The sequence below is a fragment of the Sphingomonas jejuensis genome, from assembly GCF_011927695.1.
Classification (GTDB): Bacteria; Pseudomonadota; Alphaproteobacteria; order Sphingomonadales; family Sphingomonadaceae; genus Sphingomonas_K; species Sphingomonas_K jejuensis.
This window is the reverse complement of sequence record NZ_JAATJE010000001.1, coordinates 1,849,934-1,868,972: the sequence shown is the minus strand read 5'-3', so window position 1 is coordinate 1,868,972 and position 19,039 is coordinate 1,849,934. Positions and strand designations below refer to the sequence as shown.

Annotated in this window: 22 protein-coding genes; 2 read left to right on the top strand and 20 right to left on the bottom strand. The window is 68.4% G+C overall.

Annotated features, from left to right (window positions below):
* The first annotated feature begins 26 nt into the window (after positions 1–26).
* Positions 27–950, top strand: coding sequence for a LysR family transcriptional regulator (locus GGR88_RS09430; protein ID WP_167954235.1), 924 nt, complete (start codon positions 27–29; stop codon positions 948–950).
* Between the two features lie 29 nt (positions 951–979).
* Positions 980–1,297, top strand: a complete 318-nt coding sequence (locus GGR88_RS09425; protein WP_167954483.1) for a hypothetical protein — start codon at positions 980–982, stop codon at positions 1,295–1,297.
* 10 nt (positions 1,298–1,307) lie between these two features.
* On the opposite strand, the gene GGR88_RS09420 is transcribed toward GGR88_RS09425, so the two are convergent.
* The 20 genes from GGR88_RS09420 to GGR88_RS09325 all read right to left on the bottom strand — a co-directional run bounded on the left by GGR88_RS09420 (position 1,308) and on the right by GGR88_RS09325 (position 18,914).
* Positions 1,308–1,532 (bottom strand): DUF2274 domain-containing protein, encoded by a 225-nt coding sequence (locus tag GGR88_RS09420; RefSeq protein WP_167954234.1) that lies wholly within the window; start codon positions 1,530–1,532, stop codon positions 1,308–1,310.
* The gene (locus tag GGR88_RS09415) at positions 1,529–2,746 is read right to left on the bottom strand and encodes a TraB/TrbI/VirB10 family type IV secretion system protein (RefSeq protein ID WP_265150693.1); all 1,218 of its coding nucleotides are present in this window, start codon (positions 2,744–2,746) and stop codon (positions 1,529–1,531) included. Before GGR88_RS09415 ends, GGR88_RS09420 begins: the two co-directional genes overlap by 4 nt.
* A complete protein-coding gene (trbG, locus tag GGR88_RS09410; RefSeq protein WP_167954233.1) occupies positions 2,743–3,747 on the bottom strand; it encodes a P-type conjugative transfer protein TrbG in 1,005 nt (334 codons plus the stop codon). The genes GGR88_RS09415 and trbG overlap by 4 nt, the downstream gene beginning before the upstream one ends.
* Positions 3,744–4,427, bottom strand: a complete 684-nt coding sequence (gene trbF, locus GGR88_RS09405) for a conjugal transfer protein TrbF (protein WP_167954232.1) — start codon at positions 4,425–4,427, stop codon at positions 3,744–3,746. Before trbF ends, trbG begins: the two co-directional genes overlap by 4 nt.
* A 5-nt stretch (positions 4,428–4,432) precedes the next feature.
* Entirely contained in the window at positions 4,433–5,755 is a 1,323-nt protein-coding gene (gene trbL / locus GGR88_RS09400; RefSeq protein ID WP_167954231.1) for a P-type conjugative transfer protein TrbL, read from the bottom strand.
* Entirely contained in the window at positions 5,752–5,997 is a 246-nt protein-coding gene (trbK-alt, locus tag GGR88_RS09395; RefSeq protein ID WP_167954230.1) for a putative entry exclusion protein TrbK-alt, read from the bottom strand. The genes trbL and trbK-alt overlap by 4 nt, the downstream gene beginning before the upstream one ends.
* Before the next feature lies 1 nt (position 5,998).
* Positions 5,999–6,718, bottom strand: coding sequence for a P-type conjugative transfer protein TrbJ (gene trbJ / locus GGR88_RS09390; protein ID WP_167954229.1), 720 nt, complete (start codon positions 6,716–6,718; stop codon positions 5,999–6,001).
* Positions 6,715–9,150 (bottom strand): conjugal transfer protein TrbE, encoded by a 2,436-nt coding sequence (gene trbE / locus GGR88_RS09385; RefSeq protein WP_167954228.1) that lies wholly within the window; start codon positions 9,148–9,150, stop codon positions 6,715–6,717. Before trbE ends, trbJ begins: the two co-directional genes overlap by 4 nt.
* On the bottom strand, positions 9,147–9,419 hold the full coding sequence (locus GGR88_RS09380; protein WP_167954227.1) for a VirB3 family type IV secretion system protein: 273 nt from the start codon (positions 9,417–9,419) through the stop codon (positions 9,147–9,149). The genes trbE and GGR88_RS09380 overlap by 4 nt, the downstream gene beginning before the upstream one ends.
* Positions 9,419–9,751: a TrbC/VirB2 family type IV secretion system protein gene (locus GGR88_RS09375; RefSeq protein WP_167954226.1), complete on the bottom strand. Its 333-nt coding sequence runs from the start codon at positions 9,749–9,751 to the stop codon at positions 9,419–9,421. The genes GGR88_RS09380 and GGR88_RS09375 overlap by 1 nt, the downstream gene beginning before the upstream one ends.
* Positions 9,748–10,686, bottom strand: coding sequence for a P-type conjugative transfer ATPase TrbB (trbB, locus tag GGR88_RS09370; RefSeq protein ID WP_167954481.1), 939 nt, complete (start codon positions 10,684–10,686; stop codon positions 9,748–9,750). Before trbB ends, GGR88_RS09375 begins: the two co-directional genes overlap by 4 nt.
* A 276-nt stretch (positions 10,687–10,962) precedes the next feature.
* On the bottom strand, positions 10,963–11,808 hold the full coding sequence (locus GGR88_RS09365; RefSeq protein ID WP_167954225.1) for a hypothetical protein: 846 nt from the start codon (positions 11,806–11,808) through the stop codon (positions 10,963–10,965).
* Positions 11,809–11,892: 84 nt separating this feature from the next.
* Positions 11,893–12,318: a ribbon-helix-helix domain-containing protein gene (locus tag GGR88_RS09360; RefSeq protein WP_167954224.1), complete on the bottom strand. Its 426-nt coding sequence runs from the start codon at positions 12,316–12,318 to the stop codon at positions 11,893–11,895.
* A gap of 9 nt (positions 12,319–12,327) precedes the next feature.
* Positions 12,328–14,301, bottom strand: a complete 1,974-nt coding sequence (locus tag GGR88_RS09355; RefSeq protein ID WP_167954223.1) for a conjugal transfer protein TraG — start codon at positions 14,299–14,301, stop codon at positions 12,328–12,330.
* Positions 14,302–14,318: 17 nt separating this feature from the next.
* A complete protein-coding gene (locus GGR88_RS09350) occupies positions 14,319–16,076 on the bottom strand; it encodes a relaxase/mobilization nuclease domain-containing protein (RefSeq protein WP_167954222.1) in 1,758 nt (585 codons plus the stop codon).
* Positions 16,077–16,317: 241 nt separating this feature from the next.
* The gene (locus GGR88_RS09345; protein WP_209023233.1) at positions 16,318–16,995 is read right to left on the bottom strand and encodes a lytic transglycosylase domain-containing protein; all 678 of its coding nucleotides are present in this window, start codon (positions 16,993–16,995) and stop codon (positions 16,318–16,320) included.
* Positions 16,996–17,230: 235 nt separating this feature from the next.
* A complete protein-coding gene (locus GGR88_RS09340; protein ID WP_209023232.1) occupies positions 17,231–17,566 on the bottom strand; it encodes a DUF736 domain-containing protein in 336 nt (111 codons plus the stop codon).
* A gap of 36 nt (positions 17,567–17,602) precedes the next feature.
* Positions 17,603–18,148, bottom strand: a complete 546-nt coding sequence (locus GGR88_RS09335; RefSeq protein ID WP_167954220.1) for a S26 family signal peptidase — start codon at positions 18,146–18,148, stop codon at positions 17,603–17,605.
* Positions 18,145–18,651 (bottom strand): DUF2840 domain-containing protein, encoded by a 507-nt coding sequence (locus GGR88_RS09330; RefSeq protein ID WP_167954219.1) that lies wholly within the window; start codon positions 18,649–18,651, stop codon positions 18,145–18,147. Before GGR88_RS09330 ends, GGR88_RS09335 begins: the two co-directional genes overlap by 4 nt.
* Positions 18,648–18,914: a helix-turn-helix transcriptional regulator gene (locus tag GGR88_RS09325; protein ID WP_167954218.1), complete on the bottom strand. Its 267-nt coding sequence runs from the start codon at positions 18,912–18,914 to the stop codon at positions 18,648–18,650. The genes GGR88_RS09330 and GGR88_RS09325 overlap by 4 nt, the downstream gene beginning before the upstream one ends.
* Positions 18,915–19,039: the final 125 nt, after the last annotated feature.

The following is a 19,039-nucleotide window of genomic DNA, read 5'->3' as shown; positions in this document are numbered from 1 at the left end:
ACGGCCGCTCGGCCGTGAAATGAGCGATGCCCTTTGATATCCGCCAGCTTCGTTACGCGATCGCGGCGGCCAATCATGGGAGCCTCTACAAGGCGGCCCGCGCGCTGGACGTCGAGCAATCGACGCTCAGCCGCGGCATCCTCCGGCTGGAACGATCGCTGGGCGCGCCGATCTTCAATCGCTCGCGGGCCGGCGTGACGCTCACTCACGCCGGCATCGCCTTCATTCAAAGCGCGACGCCGCTGGTCACGTTGAGCGATCGGCTCGTGGCGATCATGCGATCCGCCGGTCAAGGCCGGCTCGGCGGGCTGATGCTGGGGCACAATGGGTCGATGTCGGCCGGCAACCTGCGCGCCACCCTGCTCGGCTGGCGCGACGCGAACCCCGACGTGGACGTGGATGGGGTCGAGGCCGATCGGAGCGTGCTGCTCGCCGGGCTGGACACCGGCGAAATCGACGTGGCGATCCTGATGGGCGCGGCCGCGCACAACGGTTTCCGGTGCGAACCGCTGTGGAGCGAGCGCGTCCTTGTCGCCCTCCCCGCCAGCCATCGACTGGCCGAGCGCGACATCGTGCAATGGACGGATCTTCGCGGTGAACAGTTCCTGTTCACCGTCGCCGACCCGGGACCGGAGAAGCGCGACATCCTTCTCGGTAAGCTGGGCTCATCGGGCTGCACGCCCGCGATCCGGATGCACCGCGCCAGCCGCGAGACCATCCTTAGCATCCTGGGCGGCACGACGGCGGTGACGCTGGTTTGCGAGAGTTCGACGGGGGCACGCTATCCCGATGTCGTCTATCGCCCGATCGACGGCGAGCAAGGCCAGGCCCTGATTGGTTATTCGGGATGTTGGCGCGACGACAACGCCAATCCCGCGCTGCGCCGGTTCCTCCAGTTCATCAAAAATCGCTACGCGCTGTCTTTTGAGATCGCGTCACGAATGAGGTAAAATGGCGGGCGTCATTTGGAGTGCATCCGATGCAGAACAGTAAAGCCGTCATCGTTGCCGCGATCGTCTGTCTCATCGTTGGTTTCACCGCTGGGTTCGTTCTTCGCCCGGTCATCGCACCGCCGACCGCGACCGGCGAACGCGCGCCCGGCGTCGTCAGCGCGTCGGCGTCGAGATCGTCGGAGCCACGAGGCGTCCAGTATTTCGAGGCCAACATCGAGGAGGCGCGGCGCGTCGTTGCGGGCTGCACCCACGGCTCGATCCGGGGCGGCGAGTGTGCGAACGCCGAACAGGCCATCGTCACCGTCGACTCCGCCGAGCGGCGTCGACGTTTCTTCGATCGGTAGTCCGTCGCACTCAGCCGCTTTGCGGTCGGCGATTGCGGACGAAGCCTCGATCGCTGCCCATGAACCGCGTCAGCATCGGTGCGATCAGCTTCTCCGGCGGGATCGCGTCACCGCCGGATTCCGCTGCCAGCGCCGCCGCATAGGCGGTGAGGTCACGGTGGACGTCGGCGGGCAGTTCGACCGTGATCTTCACCGGACGGTCATCGACCAGCGGCCCGAGTTTCAGCTTGGTCATCGCGGCGTTCCTATCGGTTCGAGAATGAGGTCGCGGGTGATGAGCACGCGCAAGGGGTGGCCGGGACGGATAGTGAGCGTCGGCTGCACGTTGAGCTGCCGCCCGACTACTTGCTGGCCGGTCTGATTGATCGTGTCCTGAGAGCCTCGGCGCAGCGCCCGGATCAGGTCGTCGTCGCTGTCGCCGCCGAGTTCCGTTCCAACGCCGAGCAGCGTCGAGATGGCTGCGGCGCGCAGAAGGCGTCCCCAATGCTGGTTCACTCGGTCCTGTAATCCGGTGTAACCCGAAGCGTCGGTCGCGGACTGACGCTCCAGCGTGATCGAGCGTCCATCGGGCAGGATCAGCCGATCCCAGGCCAGCAAGACGCGGCTCTGCCCAGCGTCGATCTGGCTGTCATATTCGCCGATCAGGCGCGCGCCTTGGGGGATCAGCAAGATGCGGCCAGTCGGGCTGTCATAGACGTTCTGCGTCACCTGCGCGGTGATCTGCCCCGGCAAATCGGAGCGGATGCCGGTGATGAGCGCGGCAGGGATGATGCTGCCGGCCTGCACGATGTTCGGAGATGCCGGAGCGCGCAGCCGCTCGGCACTGACCGTCTCACGATTTGTAGGCCGCGACATGAAACCTCCACCCGGCGTGGTGGTCTGATTGGATGCGCTGCTCGATTGCGCGGCTTGAAGGCTAGCGAGGTCAAGGGCTCCGCCGGGTGACACCTGCTGGGGGTACCCGGCTCCGCTGCCAGACAGAAAAACGCTGCTGGTGCGTGCGGCGTCGCGCTCTTGCTGGGCACGCTGCATGGCCGCTTCTCGTGCTTGCGCGGCAGGGTCGGCCTGCACGGTCTCGCCGCCGATAGGCGGCACCGGCACCTCCTCGCCGCGCTGCTGGGCGGACAGGATCGGCCCACCGAGGTCGCCGGGAAGCGGCGGGCCGAGGCGGGGCGCCTGCGCGTAGTCGCTTGGTCCCGATGTGATGGTCTCCGCCGTGGCCCGCCCCTCGGTGTTGTAGAGTTCTTCGGTTTGGCGCTCTCCGGCCGGGGTGAGCGCGTAGATGAGCGACCCGCCGATCCCGAGGCCGGCGGCGACGCCCAGCACCGTCAACGCCCTGCGTGACAGGCGCATGACCGAAGGCGGATCGCCGCGAAGCTGAAACGGGCGAGGATCGGCCGGCGGCTCCGGCGCATCTTCCGCGACGCTGGGGAAGTCAGTGTCGGTCACGACCGCCCCCTCCGGCCCTCGTCGCGCACGATGCGGACGCGCTGTGCGCCGCGTCGGTCGCCCAGGCGTAGTTCGGCGACCTCGAAACGGCGGTCCACCACCATGTAGCGACCCTGAACGCGGTAGTTGACGAGTTCGGCGTCACCGGCCGCGCTGGTGATGAACAGCGGCGGCATCTCCCCCTCGGAGATCCCAGCCGCAAACTCGATGAACACCTGTCGCCCATCATCGAACACGCGGACGGGCCGCCACGGCGCCCGGTCGCCCTCGATGCGATAGCCGAAGTTCAATGCGGCCGGATCGATGCCGGCCGCGACCGGCTGGGCCGCAACGGCCGCCTCGCTGGCCGCGCGCAGGGCGATGAGCTGATCTTGCGGATAGGTCCAGGATACCGACGCCATATAGGTCGAGGGCGTCGCGCGCAGTTCCAGATGATAGGTCCGGCGATCGGTGTTGATGACCAGGTTCGTGGACAGGTCGGGGCGGGTCGGCTTGACGAGAATGTGGACCCGCGCGGTCGCGCCCGTGCCGCTGATCGTGTCCCCAATGATCCAGCGGACGGTGTCTCCGGCCGCGACCGGACCCGGCCCAACAAGCTGCTCGCCTTCCTGCAAGGCGATGTCCGTCACCTGCCCCGGCGCGGTATAGACCTGATAGAGCGCGCCCTCGGTCCAGTGATATTGCTGGATGGCGTTGAGGAAGCCGTCGCGCACGGGCTGGACGCGCGCGGCGTCGTTCGCCGCGCCGATCCGCCGACGCGGGTCTGACGCCTCCGGCGTCCGACTGGCGGTCGCCGGTGCGGGCATGAGCTGGCCCGGCAGCGGGAGCGGCTCCGCGATCACGACCACCTCGACAGGGCGCGACGGTTCGGCGGCGGGGATCGCCATGATTTCGAGCGGCGGGCTGGACGTGGCTGGCGAGGCCTTGGCGAACGCGGCGCAACCGCTGAGCACGGCGGCCGACGCCAAGACGATGGCCTTGCTGGCCGGACGATGCGTCATTGGGAAAGCTCCTTTGACCAGTTGAGGGCGTTGACGAACACGCCGAGCGGGTTCTTCCGCAGGGCGTCCGGGGTGCGAGGCGGCTGAACGACGACGGTGAGGATCGCGGACCATCGCTCGGTCGTGGTTAGCGTGCCGTCGGTGTAGCGACGCTCGGTCCAGGCGACGCGAAAGCTGTCGGGGGACGCGCGGATGACGCTCGATACGTCCACGGCGACCTGCACTCGTCCGACATTGGCGAACGGGTCGTTGGCGCGGGCATGATCGTTCAACGCGATGGCCCCACGATCCGTGGTGAAGTCGTAGGCCCGTAGCCAGTTTTGCCGAACGACGACGGGATCGGCGGACAGCCCGCGAACCTGTTCGATGAACCGGGCGAGGTGGAACGCGATCTGCGCGTCGGTCGGTCGGTAGCCAGCCTCGGCAGGCGCGACCGCCTGGGCCTCGCCGAGCTGATCGACCTGCACGACCCACGGCACGATATGTCCCCGCGCCGATTGCCAGACCAAGCCGCCAGCCAGCGCGCCGGACAGCGCGAGCGTGCCGAAAAAGGCCAGACGCCAGTTGCGCGCCTGCACGCGGGCGGAGCCGATCCGATCGTCCCAAGCCTGCGCGGCGCGCTGATAGGGCGTCACCGGCTCGGGCGTCTGGCCGTAACGGAGAGAGGGACGTCGAAACATCGGACTTAATCCTTTTGGCTGAGATCGACCGACGCGCCGCTGCCGCCGCCGTCGCCGGAGCGCAGCGTGTGGGCGGCGGTGGTCGCACTGTGGGTCATGGACTGGCGGCGCTTCATCGCGGCCGCCCAGCCTGGCGCACCGGCGGACGCGGTGTCAGCCGGAGTTGAAGCGGGCGCCGACGCGCCGCCGGTGATGCTGCCGCCCGTCGCTGAAACCGCCGCCCGCGCACCGGAGCGGTGGCTGTCCTTCAAGGACGACGCCGCGCGGCGCAGCGGCGAAGCGGCGGCGCCCATCGCGGCCGAGCCGACACCGCCTGCGCCGCCGGCCACGGCGGACGCCCCGGTCTTGCCCGCCGATCCGAGCGCGTAGGCGCTCTGCGCGCCGCCGGCGGCGAAGGCGGCGCCTCGCGCCGTTCCAGCCGCCGCGCCGGCAATGGCTCCCGCGCCAAGCCGAGCGGCGGCGACCCCGCCGACCAAGGCGCCGCCAGCGGCGAGCGCGGCCCCGGCGGCGGCGCCTGCTCCGAGCGCGGGACCGCCCGAGACGATGCCGTTGGCGACGCCAGGACCGAAGATGGCGAGGCCAAGCAGGCTGAGCGCGGCCAAGGCGATCGCCATCACCTGTTCCATGTTCGGCTCCGCACCGACCGCAGCATTGGTGAACTGGCTGAAGAGGGTCGTGCCGATCCCGGTGATGACGGCCAACACCAGCACCTTGATTCCGCTGGAGACGACGTGCCCGAGCACACGCTCCGCCATGAAGGCCGTCTTGTTGAAGAAGGCGAACGGCAGAAGGACGAAGCCGGCCAACGTGACCAGCTTGAACTCGATCAACGTCACGAACACCTGGATGGCGATGATGAAGAAGGCGAGGACGACGATCACCCAGGCCAGCAGTAGAAGCAGGATTTGGACGAAGTTGGTGAACAGTCCGATCGGGCCGATCAGTTCCTCCGTCGCCGCGAGCATCGGGTCGGCTGCATCGAGGCCAGTGGCCGCGATCATTCCGGGCCGCATGAAGTCCGCGATCGTCATCGCGCTGCCGCTCGCTTGAAGACCGAGGCCCGCGAAGCTCTGGAACACGATCGTCGCCAGCGTGCCGAAGTTGCCGATGATGAAGGCGAAGACGCCGATGTAGAGCGTCTTCTTCACCAGCCGCTGGATCACGTCCTCATCGGCGCCCCAGGCCCAGAACAGACCAGCGATGGTGAGATCGATGGCGATCAGGGTGGTCGACAGGAACGCGACCTCCCCGCCCAGCAAACCAAACCCGCTGTCGATGTAGTTGCCGAACACACCCAGGATGGTGTCGATGACGCCGGTGTCGTTCATGGCAGTATCTCCCGCCCGAAGAAGCGGCGGCGTTTGGCTTCCCAGGCCGCCTCGCATCCGCTGTCGGGCATGGTGATGGTGCGGCAGCGGCGAAGATCGACGGCGGGCGTTTCCAACGCCGCCGCGACCGGCGCGGACGCGGGCGCGACGGGTTGCGCGGGCCGGGTCACGGACACGATCGCCACCGTGAGCATGAACCCGGCCAGCGTAGCGACGCTGGCGATCTTTGCCGTGCGTCCCATGTCAGTTGCGCGTGCGGAAGCGGCGGAACCGCTCGCGGCCCTCGGCTTCGATCGCGGCCTGGCGCGCCGACTCCAGCGCCTGCGCTCGGCCCTGCGCGGCCAGCAGGGCTGTTAGATCGGCGAGCTGCTGGGCTTGAAGGGCCACAAGCTGATTACCGGCTTGGGCCGCTTGCAGAGCGCCTTCGGCGGACTGGCTCGCGCCGACCAGCCGATCGAGCGTCGCGCGCGAGCCGTCGATATTGCCGACGACGCCGGCCTGAACGCGAAGCGCGTCCTCGAACGCCCCCACGCTGTCGGCCCACCGCGCATTGGCGTTGGCGACCATCTGGGCGTGGCTCCCGGTCAGCGCCGAACCCCGGTAGCGGCCCTCGAACGCCTGGCGAACCTGCTGCACATCATAGGCGATCCGCTGCGCCTCGCCGAGAAGCTGCTGAGTGCGCTGGACCTGCTGCTGGAGCTGGCGCAGTTCGCTCATCGGCAGGGAGGCGAGATTGCGCGCCTGGTTGGTCAGGCTCGCGGCTTGCTGCTGGATTTGCTGGACCTGATTGTTGATCTGCTGGAGGGATCGCGCGGCCGTCAGCACGTTTTGGGCATAGTTGCTGGGGTCGTAGACGACGCCGCCAAGTTGCGCGTGGGCGGGCGTCGCCACGGTCAGTCCGATCCCGCCGCTGATGGCGATCACGCTCGCCATGACGGCGGCCCGGAGGATGTTGGTGGTCATTGGTCAGTCTCCTGCTGGCTGGGGAGTAGAAGATCGATCGCCCAGGCGGAGCCGCGATGGCGCAGCCACTCGGCCGCGAAACCGGCCGGACCGTGCTCGTTGACGATGTCGGCGATGCGAAGCTGGTCCGCCTTCGAGGAGGCGGCGGCGAAAGCGAGCGCGACTTCGCCCAGGCCCAGCTCAAACAGCCGGTTTCCGTGGCGCGACTGACAGTAATAATCCCGCTTGGGCGTGGCCCGGCTGAGGATTTCGATCTGCCGCTCGGTCAGGCCGAACCGCTCGTAGATCGCCGCGATCTGCGGCTCGGCGGCCCGATCATTTGGGAGGAAGATGCGGGTGGGGCAGGACTCGATGATCGCCGGCGCGATGCTTGACGTCTCGATGTCCGCCAGGCTCTGCGTGGCGAAAACCACGCTGGCGTTTTTCTTACGCAGCGTTTTCAGCCATTCGCGAAGCTGTTGCGCGAAGCCGGGACTGTCGAGCACCAGCCAGCCCTCATCGATGATGATGAGCGTGGGCGAGCCGTCGAGGCGGTCGCCAATGCGATGGAAGAGATAGGACAGGACGGCCGCCGCCGACGCGGCGCCGACCAGCCCCTCCGTCTCGAACGCCTGCACGACCGCATCGCCGATCCGCTCGGCCTCCGCGTCCAGCAGCCGGCCCCAGGCCCCGCCGACGCAATAGGGCGCGAGCGCCTGTTTCAGCGTCTGGTCCTGCAACAGCACGGCGAGGCCGGTCAGGGTGCGTTCGGCAACCGGCGCGGACGCCAGCGACCCCAACGCGGACCACAGACGATCCTTCGCCAACGGGTCCACCGTGACGCCCTCGGACACGATGATCGTCGCCAGCCAGTCGGCGGCCCAGGCGCGCTCGGCCGGCTCGTCGATGCGGGCGAGCGGCTGCAGCTGCACGCCGTCTTCCGCGTCGTCGGCAAGCATCCCGCCGAGATCCTGCCAGTCGCCTCCCATGCCGATCGCCGCCGCCCGGATCGATCCGCCGAAGTCGAAGGCGAAAACCTGCGCCTCGCGATAGCGGCGGAACTGCATCGCCATCAGCGCCAGAAGGACCGATTTGCCCGCCCCGGTCGGGCCGACGATGAGCGTGTGGCCGACATCGCCGACGTGAAGGGAAAACCGGAACGGGGTCGAACCTTCGGTCTTGCCGTAGAGCAAGGGGGGAGCACCGAAATATCCGTCCCGTTCCGGCCCCGCCCATACAGCTGACAGGGGGATCAGGTGGGCGAGATTGAGGGTGGAGATCGGGGGCTGACGGACGTTGGCGTAGGTCTGGCCGGGAAGGCTTCCCAACCACGCCTCGATCGCGTTCATGCCTTCGGGGATCACGGTGAAGTCGCGTCCCTGAATGATTTTCTCCACCAAGCGGAGTTTCTCGGCCGCAATGGCCGGATCGCGGTCCCAGACCGTCACCGTGGCGGTGACATAGGCCATGCCCGCATAGTCGGCGCCCAGCTCCTGCAAGGCCAGGTCGGCGTCGGCCGCCTTGTTCGAGGCGTCGCTGTCGAGCAGCGTGGATGCCTCGTTCGTCATCACCTCCTTCAAGATGGCGGCGACCGATTTGCGCTTGGCGAACCACTGGCGACGGATGCGCGAGAGCAACTTCGTGGCGTCGACCTTGTCGAGCATGATCGCGCGGGTGGACCAGCGATACTCGAAGGCCAGCCGGTTCAACTCGTCGAGCACGCCGGGGAAGGTGACGCTCGGAAGGCCGATGATGGTGAGAGTGCGAAGATGTTGATCGCCCAGCCGCGGCTCCAGCCCGCCGGCCAGCGGCTCGTCGGCGAGCAGCGCGTCGAGGTGCATCGGCGTCTCGGGCATCCGCACACGCTGGCGCCGGGTGGACACGGTGCTGTGGAGGTAGGTCAGCGTCTCGGCGTCATCGAGCCAGCGGACTTCCGGCATGAAGCCCTCGACTAGATTGAGAAGCCGGCCGCTGCGGTCGATGAAGCCCGTGAGTGTTTCCCTGGGATCGACCCCCGGCGCCGACCGACCCTCGTAGAGCCAGCCCTCGGCGCGGGTGGCGTCTTCGGCGGGCGGCAACCAGACCAGGGTGAGAAAGTAGCGGCTCTCGAAATGCGCGCCTTCCTCGCGGAACTGCTCCCGCCGCTCGATATCGACCAGAGCCGAAACCGGGTCGGGGAAGCTGTCGGCCGGATAGTCGAGCGCGGGGATGCGCTGCGCCTCGACGAAGATGGCCCAGCCCGATCCGAGCCGACGCAAGGCGCTGTTGAGGCGGGCTGTCGTCGCGATCAGCTCGGACGGCGTCGCTGAATCGAGGTCGGGACCACGGAACCGTGCGGTCCGCTGGAACGAGCCGTCCTTGTTGAGCACGACGCCTTCGGCGGCCAGGGCCGCCCACGGCAGGAAGTCGGCGAGGTGCGCCGCCTTGCTGCGATATTCGCGCAGGCTCATCATGGCCGCATCCAGGTCGGGAAGCGGAGATGACGCCGGGCGACGTCGACGAACTGCGGGTCGCGGCGCGCGGCCCAGACCGAGACGGCGTGCCCGATCGCCCAGATGACGAGGCCGGCGATCCAGAGGCGCAGACCAAGACCGATCGCCCCGGCCAGCGTCCCGTTGACGATGGCGAGCGAGCGCGGCGCTCCGCCCAGCAGGATCGGCTCGGTCAGCGCCCGGTGGACGGGTGCATAGAAGCCGGCGATCGGTTCGGCGCCCGGCAGCATCAGACCAGCGCCCCGCCGCCGAAGCTGAAGAAGGAAAGGAAGAAGCTCGACGCCGCGAAGGCGATCGACAGGCCGAAGACGATCTGGATCAGGCGACGGAACCCGCCGCTCGTATCGCCGAACGCCAGCGTCAGTCCGGTGACGATGATGATGATGACGGCGATGATCTTGGCGACCGGCCCCTCGATGCTCTGAAGGATCGATTGCAGCGGCGCTTCCCAGGGCATCGACGAGCCGCCCGCGTGGGCGGGGACGGATATCGTCAATGCGATCAGGCTCGCGGTGGCCGCGAGCGTGGCGCGGCGAGCGCCACTGCGAAGGACGTGGATCATGGTTGGTCTCCGGTGTTGAGGGTTCCGAGTGACGTCAGTCGGTAGTCGCCGGTCGCCGGATCGAGACCTTCGACGCGAGCGAGTTCGATAAGGCGGCGGCCGCGAGCGTCCCGCGCCAGCACGGCCACCATGTCGATGGTCTCGGCGAGCAGAGCGCGCGGCACAGTGACGACGGCTTCCTGGATCAGCTGCTCCATGCGACGCAGCGCGCCCAGCGCCGTGCCGGCGTGGATCGTGCCGATGCCGCCGGGGTGTCCGGTTCCCCACGCCTTGAGGAGATCGAGCGCCTCGGCGCCGCGCACCTCGCCGATCGGGATGCGGTCCGGGCGGAGGCGAAGACTGGAGCGAACGAGGTCGGACAGCGATGCGACGCCGTCCTTCGTCCGCATCGCCACGAGGTTGGGCGAGGCGCATTGCAGCTCGCGCGTATCCTCGATCAAGACGATGCGGTCGGAGGTCTTCGCGACTTCGGCCAGCAGAGCATTGACCAGCGTCGTCTTGCCCGATCCGGTGCCGCCGGCCACCAGAATGTTCGCCCGGGTCTCGACGCCGTGGCGAAGCGTCTCGGCCTGGACGGGCAGCATGATCCCGCCCGCCACATAATCGTTCAGTGTGAACACGGCGACGGCGGGCTTGCGGATGGCGAAGGCGGGGCCTGCCACGACGGGCGGCAGCAGTCCCTCGAACCGCTCGCCGCCCTCGGGAAGTTCAGCGGAAACACGCGGCGCGCGGGCGTGAACCTCGACCCCGACATGGTGAGCGACCAAGCGAATGATGCGGTCGCCATCGGCGGCGCTCAGCACTTGGCCGGTCTCGCTTACGCCCTCGCCGAGGCGGTCCAGCCACAGACGGCCGTCCGGATTGAGCATCACCTCGACCACGGCCGGATCGTCCAGCCAGGCGGCGATCGACGATCCCAGCGCCGTCCGCAGCATCCGGGCGCCGCGCGACTGGTTCGCTTGGGATTTCGTGGAAGCGGTCACCGTCTTGGCCCCTGAGAGGAGCCGGACGGAAAGGCCGCCCGGCTGTCGGGGCACAGCAAGAGAGCCAGAAACGACGCCGTCGCAACAGTATTCGAGCGGCGTAGCAGCGGCGGCGGCAGATACGCCGCTGGCGTCGACTCATCGCCGCGGCAGCGCCGACGAAAAGTCTGTGACTCGGCCGGCCTTATCGAATCCCGCTGCTAGCCGGAGAGGTCGATGACGTTCGCTCTATCGGCTCGGCGGGGCCGGCGGAGAGGCGGGATCGCGCAGATGCGGATATTGCGTGTGGAACCGCTCCGTGGATTCCGGCGAACCGACGATCAGGATCTCGCCTGAACCACATTCGCGTCGAAGCGCCTGCTCCGCGACCGGATCGATCTCGGCGCTGGCAGGGCCGGCCCAGCTCATGTTCTCGCCGAGGCGCGCGAGCGTCTGACCACCTATCCGATCGCGCAGGATGAAAAAGCCTGCTGGATCGATGTCGAGTCCCACTTCGGCGTGAAACCAGGCGAGTTTGTCAGTCGGTTGCCCAGACTGCCCGGCGAAGAAACAGCCGTCGCGCAGTTCGACCCGACCGTAGAACAGCGCCTGGCGTTGCGGACCCGTCCGGGAGATGGACGCCGGCCATACGCGGATGGCGTCGCGGGCGTCCGGGCTTACGCCCGGAAGCGCCATCGCAGGCACGAAGCTCCAGCGGATATGACGCGGGACGTCCCACCCGCCGTGACGCACCCAGCGGTCGAACTCCTGTTCTGTCATTGAAGTATCGATCATCACGACCGGACTGTCCGGCCCGCCATCGGTCAAACCGTGGCCGAGCAGCGCGCCGCGTTCTCGCACCCGCGCCAGCCAGGCCTCCCCAATCACCTTGGCGTCCGAGGGTACAGGCGCCGTCGCATCGCGGGTTCGCCAAGCGCCGGCTTGCACCGCCCTCTTATTGAGCAACGCCGCGTAGTCCGGGGCAGGCGCGGAGGTCTGGGTGGCATATCGAGCAGATGCAGCATCGGATGCGCCACCGCCCCCCGTGCTGGCGGACGGCGAGCAGGCGGCGCACAGGACCAACAGCGGAAGCATCGGTTTCATAGGCGCCATCGTGAACGCCTGACACTTGCGGGCGGCTGAATTGCGGCACCACGCTGAAGCGACTAACCGCGCCGATCAACCTGCGTCGTCGTTCCGCTTGGGCCAGATGTCTTCGGGGATTTCGTCCATGAGGCTCGCCCCGCTGGCGTAGCGCCGTGCGAGTTTCTCGATGAAGCCGTCATAGCGTTTGCGGCCCTTGATCTGCGCTGCCGCCTGGTCGTCGTCGCTCAGCTGCGGCGTCGTCGCCAGCCAGAACCGCACGAACAGCGCCAGCGCCTCGGTCGTCAATCCGGTGTTGCGCTCCAGCCGCTGCACCTGTCGTGACAGGCGGTCGAGGCGACGTGTGAACGCCGCCTCCATGCGATCCGAGCCGTCCGGCGACATGTAGGAGGACACGGCCGCCTCCACGATCGCCGAGCGCGAGATGCGACGGCGGATCGCCAGCTCGTCGACCTGCTTCGCCAAGACCGGCGGAAAGTAGACGTTCAGCCTCGTCCGCATGGCATCCTCCTAGAGTTCAATTCCGTCGTCGGGATCGAGCGACGCCTGGCGCGCCAGACCCTGCATCCGGCGACGCATCGCCGCTTGGCGGGCGCTGTCGTCGGGTTCGTCGTCAACCACGGAAAACTCCTGCACCGGCGTCGGCTCGACCTCGGGGACGATGGCGACGTGCTCGGGCAGCTCGGGTTCTCGGCGCAGCCCGCCATTGGCCGCATCCTCCTGCGCGCGCACGATCCGCGCCACATCGTCAGGATCGGCGACGACGGCGCGACCGGTCCAGTCGTCCGGTCGGACGCGAACGACGGCGAGTGCCGGGGCATCCATGATCCGCTCGGCAAGCCGTCGATCCTGAAAATAGCGAGCCTTCTTCGCCCGGATCGGAGGGACGCCCGCGACCATCACGATCTCGTCGTCGGGCGGCAGCTGCATGACTTCGCCGGGGGTGAGCAACTGGCGCGCCGTTTCCGACCGCGAGACCATCAGATGACCGAGCCACGGCGACAGGCGGTGACCTGCATAGTTCTTCATCGCCCGCATTTCGGTCGCCGTGCCGAGCGCGTCCGACACCCGCTTGGCGGTGCGCTCGTCATTCGTGGCGAAGCTCACCCGGACATGGCAGTTGTCGAGGATGGCGTTGTTCGGGCCGTAGGCCTTCTCGATCTGATTGAGGCTCTGGGCGATGAGAAACGCCTTGAGGCGATATCCGGCCATGAACGCGAGGGCGGACTCGAAGAAGTCGAGACGACCGAGCGCGGGAAACTCGTCGAGCATCAGGAGCACACGCTGCCGGTCGCGCTTGGGCGTCAGTTCCTCGGTCAGCCGCCGGCCGATCTGATTGAGAATGAGGCGAATGAGCGGCTTGGTGCGCGAGATGTCGCTAGGCGGCACGACCAGGTAGAGTGTCGCCGGCCGCTCACCATCGACCAGATCCGATATGCGCCACTGGCAGGCGCGCGTGACCTGGGCCACGACAGGATCGCGGTAGAGGCCGAGAAACGACATGGCGGTGGACAGCACGCCCGATCGCTCATTGTCCGACTTGTTCAGCAGCTCGCGCGCGGCCGAGCCGACGACGGGATGGACGCCGGTGTCGCCCAGGTGCCGCGTCGCCATCATCGCGGCCAGCGTCTGCTCGATTGTGCGTGACGGATCGGACAGGAAGGACGCGACCCCGGCCAGGGTCTTGTCCGGTTCGGCGTAGAGCACATGGAGGATCGCGCCGACCAAGAGCGAGTGCGACGTCTTTTCCCAATGGTTGCGGCGCTCGAGCGAGCCTTCGGGATCGACCAGCACGTCGGCGACATTCTGGACGTCGCGCACTTCCCACTGACCGCGCCGCACTTCCAGCAGCGGATTGTAGGCGGCCGACGCGGCGTTGGTCGGATCGAAGAGCAGGACGCGGCCGTGCCGGGCGCGGAAGCCGGCGGTGAGCGTCCAGTTCTCGCCCTTGATGTCGTGGACGATCGCCGACCCGGCCCAGGTCAACAGCGAGGGGATCACAAGGCCCACGCCCTTCCCACTCCGGGTGGGCGCGAAGCACAACACATGCTCGGGGCCATCGTGACGCAGATAGTCCGCGCCCAGCTTCCCCAGCACCACGCCCTCCGCGCCGAGCAGCCCCGCCGCCCGCGCCTCGCGCGCGGTCGCCCAGCGCGCCGACCCGTAGGTTTCGGCGTTCTTCAATTCGCGCGCGCGCCAGACGGACATGGCGATGGCGACGATGATCGACGCAAAGCCGCCAGACACAGCGATGAACGCGCCGGTCTGGAAGATGTCGGGGGCGTAAGCGTCGAACGAGAACCACCACCAGAAGAAGGCGGGCGGCGGATAGACCCGCCATGCGCCGAGCATGAACCAGGGCGGCCCCAACTCGGATTGGTAGGCCAAGGCCGCCGCGGTCCATTGGGTCGCTCCCCAAATGCTGGTGAGGACGATCAGGAACACGATGATGACCTGACCCCAGAGTATGCGTGTCGCGGACATGCCAAGGCTCCTTCTGTTTAGCGGCCGAGGCCGCGATGGCGGCCGAGCGCGAAGTCGACGCCGCCGCCCGCGCGGACGACCCCCGTCACCTGCCGCCCCAGCCGCTGTTCGAGTCCGCTCGCCCAGGGGACCAATCGGAAGCCTAGGCCGTCGTCGATCATGGCGAAGCGGCCGGAGGTGAGCGCGAGGCGCTGGCGGACAACGCCGGCGATCTTCTCTCCAGCCGCCGCAGGTCGATAGGTCAGGCCGGTTTCACCGCCGATCCGCCTGGCGACGGCGTCCAGCTCGCGGCGCCGCAGCGTCTCGATCAGACCGCGCTCGAACACCGTCCGATCGCCGAACCGGCGGGCCAAGCCTTGGCTGACGAGGTGATCCGTTCGGGCGTCCATCGCCTTGCGGACTTCGCCGCCAAATCCGGTGTCGGCGACGCCCGCTCCGCGCTCGATCAGACGATGATCGAGCCACGTCGCGCCAGGGGCGTCGCGTTGCGCGGCGAGGTCGAGGTCGGATCGCGTGGCGAGGATCAGCGTGGGGGTGTCGGCGCCGGGGCGCTGGATCGCTCTCACCTCGACGATGCCGCCGAGCGCGGGGCTGTGCTCCAGCGCCTCGATGCCAGGGAGCCTGACATGGTGGGTGCGGCCGTCCGCGCCGTCGATCACCGCATAGGCGGCGCCCGTCAGCTCGTCGTGCAATCCCTTGTCGATCAACCGGCCGGCGATCGGCTTGGCGGGCGGGCCGGTGATCGTCGAATAGCTGTCTAGCGGCCGGTCGCGACCCTGCGCCTTCAAGGCGGCGCCGATGGTGCGGATGATGTCGCCGCGTGCGGACAGTTCGCGCAGCCGCATTTGCGCGGCGTCCGCGAGCGCCCACTGACCGGGTGCGCCCTGGGCGGCCAGACCCATTTTCTCCAGTCTCTGCAACCGTCCGATCATCAAGCGGCGAAGGCGCGGATCGTCCGGGCCGGGACGTTCCGGCCGAAGATCGATCACGCCGAGTTCGTCGGCGGCGCGCCGGATTTCGGTATCGAGCCGGGTCCAGCGTTCCGCCGACACTTCCCGGTCCAGCGCCCGCTGAACCTCATGCTCCGGCTTCGGTCCCAGCTCGGCGAAGGCTAGCTCCTCGGCGCGCGATCGCAGATTGTGGCTGATGTAATCGCGCGAAATGACGAGGTCGCCGCCCTGATCGGAGCGCCCTCGCACCAGCAGATGAACATGGGGATTATCGGTGTTCCAATGATCGACCGCGACCCAATCGAGCCGCGTTCCAAGGTCCGCCTCCATCTGGCGCATGAGGTCGCGGGTGTAGTCGCGCAGGTCGGTCAGCTCGGCCGCGTCCTCCGGCGACACGATCACCCTGAAATGATGCCGATCGTCCTTGCACCGCTCGGCGAAGCCGCGATCGTCGGCGCGATCTCCCTCTGCGTCGAACATGCGCGTCGGCGAGCCGTCGCGCGTGACGCCTTCGCGCTTGAGATAGGCGATGTGCGCCGACAGCGGCGCCATCCGCCGTCCCCCCCGGCTGCGGGTGGTGACGGGCAGCATCTTCACCATCACACGCCGGCCCGAACCGAACAGGCGATTGCGCGCGAACGCCGTGCGGCCCCGCCCAAAACTGGACTGGCTTCGACGAACACCATTGGCGCCGCCGCGCCGGCCGCCGCTGTGGATCGACGCAACGCGCAGCACCTCGGCGACCAGGCCGCGCGCGTTGCGGCCTTGAGACTTGCTGCGCTTGGCCTTGCCCGGCCGGACGCGGAACTCGCCGTCCTCGCTCATGGCCGGGCCGATTTCCGCCGAAACCTGCCCGTGGTGCCGTTCGGCGCGTTGATATTTTTGGCTTTTTCCTTCCGCGCGGCACGGGCGCCGACCGACGCCCCCGCGTGAAGCCACGGAAAAGCCCCGGCTTTTCGGCGAAACGGGGTGCGGCTTATATCTTGCCCTCGTCTGTCCCTGCCGTTTTCCTCCTCCTCCCCAGCCACTATGCTGCTTCGGACGGATGCAGGGGGCGACAGGCCGATCATTGCGGTCGGCCCGCGCGGGCGCGGGACACGAACAGCGTGTCGCGCGGCTCACTGGCGGACGGATCGGTAGCGCGAACATCGCCGGAGTCCAGGCCATCGGACTGCGGCTCAGACGCATCTTCGCCGTTGCTTGACCGCACATCAACGGCATCTGGAGCGGCGCTTGCGGTGCGGACGAACAGTGCGGCGCGGCGCCAGGCGAAGGGATCAGGTGGCGCGCTTACCGCCACCTCCACCGCGCCCGATCCGCCGGTGATCGGCGCGAGCTGGGCGAGATAGCCGACCGTCTCGGCAGGCAGCGGACGCCCGCGCGACACGAAGTCGTCATAGCGGCCCGGTCCCGCATTATAGGCCGCCAGCATCGCGCTGGCGTTGCCGTAGCGGTCGTGCATCTCGCGCAGATAGGCTGCGCCCGCCATGATGTTGTCGCGCACGTCGAACGGATCGGGGCCGAGGCTGTAGCGGGTGCGTAGGCCCGCCCAGGTCGCGGGCATGATCTGCATCAAGCCCATCGCCCCGGCGCGCGAGACGGCGCGGGCATTGCCGCCGCTCTCGACGCGCATCACCGCCCATATCCACGCCTCGGGGATGCCGAACCGCCGCGAGGCGTCGGCGACATGTGCGGCATAGGGATGGACGGCCGCCGATCGCGCGGCCGGCATCTCCTGCGCCATCACCGGGGCAGGCGGGCTGCCGGACAGCAGGAGGACGGCAAGCGCCAGCGCCGATCCGACTCCGTGCCGCCGCCAGCCTGCCAGCGTGCTCGCTGCGGTAAAGGGTGCGCGCGGAGCGCCGGCCTTCCGCCGCCCTTGACCTTCGCTGCGCGCCCCGGCCGGCCTGCGACCGAGCGGGACGGAGGGATGAGACGGTCTTCCCGCGAACAAAGGGATGAGGGTAAAGCGCACGGGCTCAGTCCTGCTCGCGCGACTTCGGTTGGCGGTTCCAGCGCAGCGACCAAGCCGACTTGTCGTTGCCGTTCTGGAACAGCGCGGCGCGTATCGGCTGCGCGAAGGCGGGATCGTCGATGCGCAGCGAGACGTAATCTCCGGCACGCTCGCCGCTCTCATTCCAGCCGGCGCCGATCTCCGGGCCTTCGCCCCCGTCGCCGCGATGGACGCGCCAGTCCGGCGCTTTGTCGGCATCGCTCGGCTCGGCCGGAACGATCGAGATGCGGATGTCGAGCGTCGCCGTCTCAATGATGCCTTCGTAGCCGTTGGCAGTGCGGAAGAAGCTGCCGATCTGCATGATGATCTCCTTTGGTTTGGCAGGCGGAAAAGCGGGTCAGCGCCAAGTGAGCGGCGCGGTCGGGGAGTCGCGGGTGAGGATCGGGACGGCGCGGCCGAGCACGGTCGAGGCGGGCAGCGGACCGAAATAGCGACCGTCCATGCTGTCGGCGTGGTCGGGGTTGAGCATCAGCAGCTCGCCGGCGCGCAGCGTGCGGCAGCCTTGCCAGACCGGCAGTGGGCGGCCCCGGCCGTCACGCTGCCGGGCGACGACGACGGGCCGCCCATCCACGCTCACGATGGCGCCAATCCTGCACACGCGCTGCCCGGGCTTGGCCACGACATGCTTCAACAGAGGCACTCGCTCGCCGAGATAGCCGCGCTCCGCCAGCCAGCGCGCCAGCGGCGCGGGCGGCGTCACGGCGACCAGCGCGCCGTGCGGCAGATCGGACAACGGCTCTATCCGATAGAACCCGATCGGCGCGCTCGCGCTGGCGTTCCAGACGAGGCGCGGAAGCGGGTCGAACACCGCCACGGCTGCGAACGACGCGCCGAACAGCGACGCGATAGAGACCGTCGCGATGGTCCATCCACGGCGCGTCATCCTTCGATCTCCCGACGTTTGAGCCAGGCGCGATGACGCTCCAGTGTGTAGGGACGCGGCTGATGCCCGGCGGCGATGCGGTTGTGGACGTGCCGCCAATGATCGGGCGCGGCGTCGCAGGGATCGACGCCGGCAGCCTCGGTCGCGTCGATCGCGGCGAGAACTTGGCTAACCTTCGGCCACCCCTCGATCTTGAGCAGGATGTCGCCGCCCGGCCGGACGAACGGCAGCGTCGTGAAGGGCTCCCCGGCGCCGACCGCACGCACGATGTCGATGCGCGAGCTGACCGTGCCGTAGTCGTTCGCCGCCCAGCGGACGAACGCAAAGATGGCGCCGGGACGGAAGCGGACGATGCGGCGGCGGCGGTCCACGATCTCGTCCACGGCGACGCGACCGAACCTGATCCAGTGCTCGATCCGCTTCTCGATCCACGTCACTTCGACGCGGGTCATGCCATCGTCGGACGGCTGGCGGTGGCGCATGGGGGACGGCGGGACGCTCATCGCCGGCTCCGGGCGATAGCCGAATCCGCGCGAGGCATGAGGTCGTCCTGCCCCGGATCGGAGGTCGAATGCTTGATGCCGATGTCGGCCCAGGCGCGCAGGTCATCGACGGAATAGACGACGCGGCCGCCGATCCGGCGGTAGGCCGGCCCGGTCCCGAAATAGCGGTGCTTTTCGAGAGTGCGGCCGGAAAGGCCGAGAAAGCGAGCGGCTTCCGGTGTTCGCAGGAAGCGGGGCGGCAAGTTGGCGGGCGTATCGGACAAGTGACGGCTCCTGCGGGCGGTGGCGGCAGGAGGCGTAATTGTCAGAATCGGCGCGGTCGGGTGGGGTATGAAGATGTGCGGCTGCACGGATGCGACCACCCCCTGCGGAGCATCGCCGGAAGGGC

Excerpts from the sequence above, each read along its gene's own strand:
- trbK-alt (WP_167954230.1), bottom strand. The coding sequence starts at position 5,997 with ATGGGACGCACGGCAAAGATCGCCAGCGTCGCTACGCTGGCCGGGTTC.
- GGR88_RS09430 (WP_167954235.1), top strand. The coding sequence starts at position 27 with ATGCCCTTTGATATCCGCCAGCTTCGTTACGCGATCGCGGCGGCCAAT.
- trbG (WP_167954233.1), bottom strand. The coding sequence starts at position 3,747 with ATGACGCATCGTCCGGCCAGCAAGGCCATCGTCTTGGCGTCGGCCGCC.
- GGR88_RS09335 (WP_167954220.1), bottom strand. The coding sequence starts at position 18,148 with ATGACGCGCCGTGGATGGACCATCGCGACGGTCTCTATCGCGTCGCTG.
- GGR88_RS09355 (WP_167954223.1), bottom strand. The coding sequence starts at position 14,301 with ATGTCCGCGACACGCATACTCTGGGGTCAGGTCATCATCGTGTTCCTG.
- GGR88_RS09420 (WP_167954234.1), bottom strand. The coding sequence starts at position 1,532 with ATGACCAAGCTGAAACTCGGGCCGCTGGTCGATGACCGTCCGGTGAAG.
- GGR88_RS09380 (WP_167954227.1), bottom strand. The coding sequence starts at position 9,419 with ATGCTGCCGGGCGCCGAACCGATCGCCGGCTTCTATGCACCCGTCCAC.
- trbJ (WP_167954229.1), bottom strand. The coding sequence starts at position 6,718 with ATGACCACCAACATCCTCCGGGCCGCCGTCATGGCGAGCGTGATCGCC.
- GGR88_RS09360 (WP_167954224.1), bottom strand. The coding sequence starts at position 12,318 with ATGCGGACGAGGCTGAACGTCTACTTTCCGCCGGTCTTGGCGAAGCAG.
- trbF (WP_167954232.1), bottom strand. The coding sequence starts at position 4,427 with ATGTTTCGACGTCCCTCTCTCCGTTACGGCCAGACGCCCGAGCCGGTG.
- trbL (WP_167954231.1), bottom strand. The coding sequence starts at position 5,755 with ATGAACGACACCGGCGTCATCGACACCATCCTGGGTGTGTTCGGCAAC.
- trbE (WP_167954228.1), bottom strand. The coding sequence starts at position 9,150 with ATGATGAGCCTGCGCGAATATCGCAGCAAGGCGGCGCACCTCGCCGAC.
- GGR88_RS09365 (WP_167954225.1), bottom strand. The coding sequence starts at position 11,808 with ATGCTTCCGCTGTTGGTCCTGTGCGCCGCCTGCTCGCCGTCCGCCAGC.
- GGR88_RS09330 (WP_167954219.1), bottom strand. The coding sequence starts at position 18,651 with ATGAGCGTCCCGCCGTCCCCCATGCGCCACCGCCAGCCGTCCGACGAT.
- GGR88_RS09345 (WP_209023233.1), bottom strand. The coding sequence starts at position 16,995 with ATGGCGCAGGAGATGCCGGCCGCGCGATCGGCGGCCGTCCATCCCTAT.
- trbB (WP_167954481.1), bottom strand. The coding sequence starts at position 10,686 with ATGCTGCGGACGGCGCTGGGATCGTCGATCGCCGCCTGGCTGGACGAT.
- GGR88_RS09375 (WP_167954226.1), bottom strand. The coding sequence starts at position 9,751 with ATGATCCACGTCCTTCGCAGTGGCGCTCGCCGCGCCACGCTCGCGGCC.
- GGR88_RS09350 (WP_167954222.1), bottom strand. The coding sequence starts at position 16,076 with ATGAGCGAGGACGGCGAGTTCCGCGTCCGGCCGGGCAAGGCCAAGCGC.
- GGR88_RS09425 (WP_167954483.1), top strand. The coding sequence starts at position 980 with ATGCAGAACAGTAAAGCCGTCATCGTTGCCGCGATCGTCTGTCTCATC.
- GGR88_RS09340 (WP_209023232.1), bottom strand. The coding sequence starts at position 17,566 with ATGCAGATCGGCAGCTTCTTCCGCACTGCCAACGGCTACGAAGGCATC.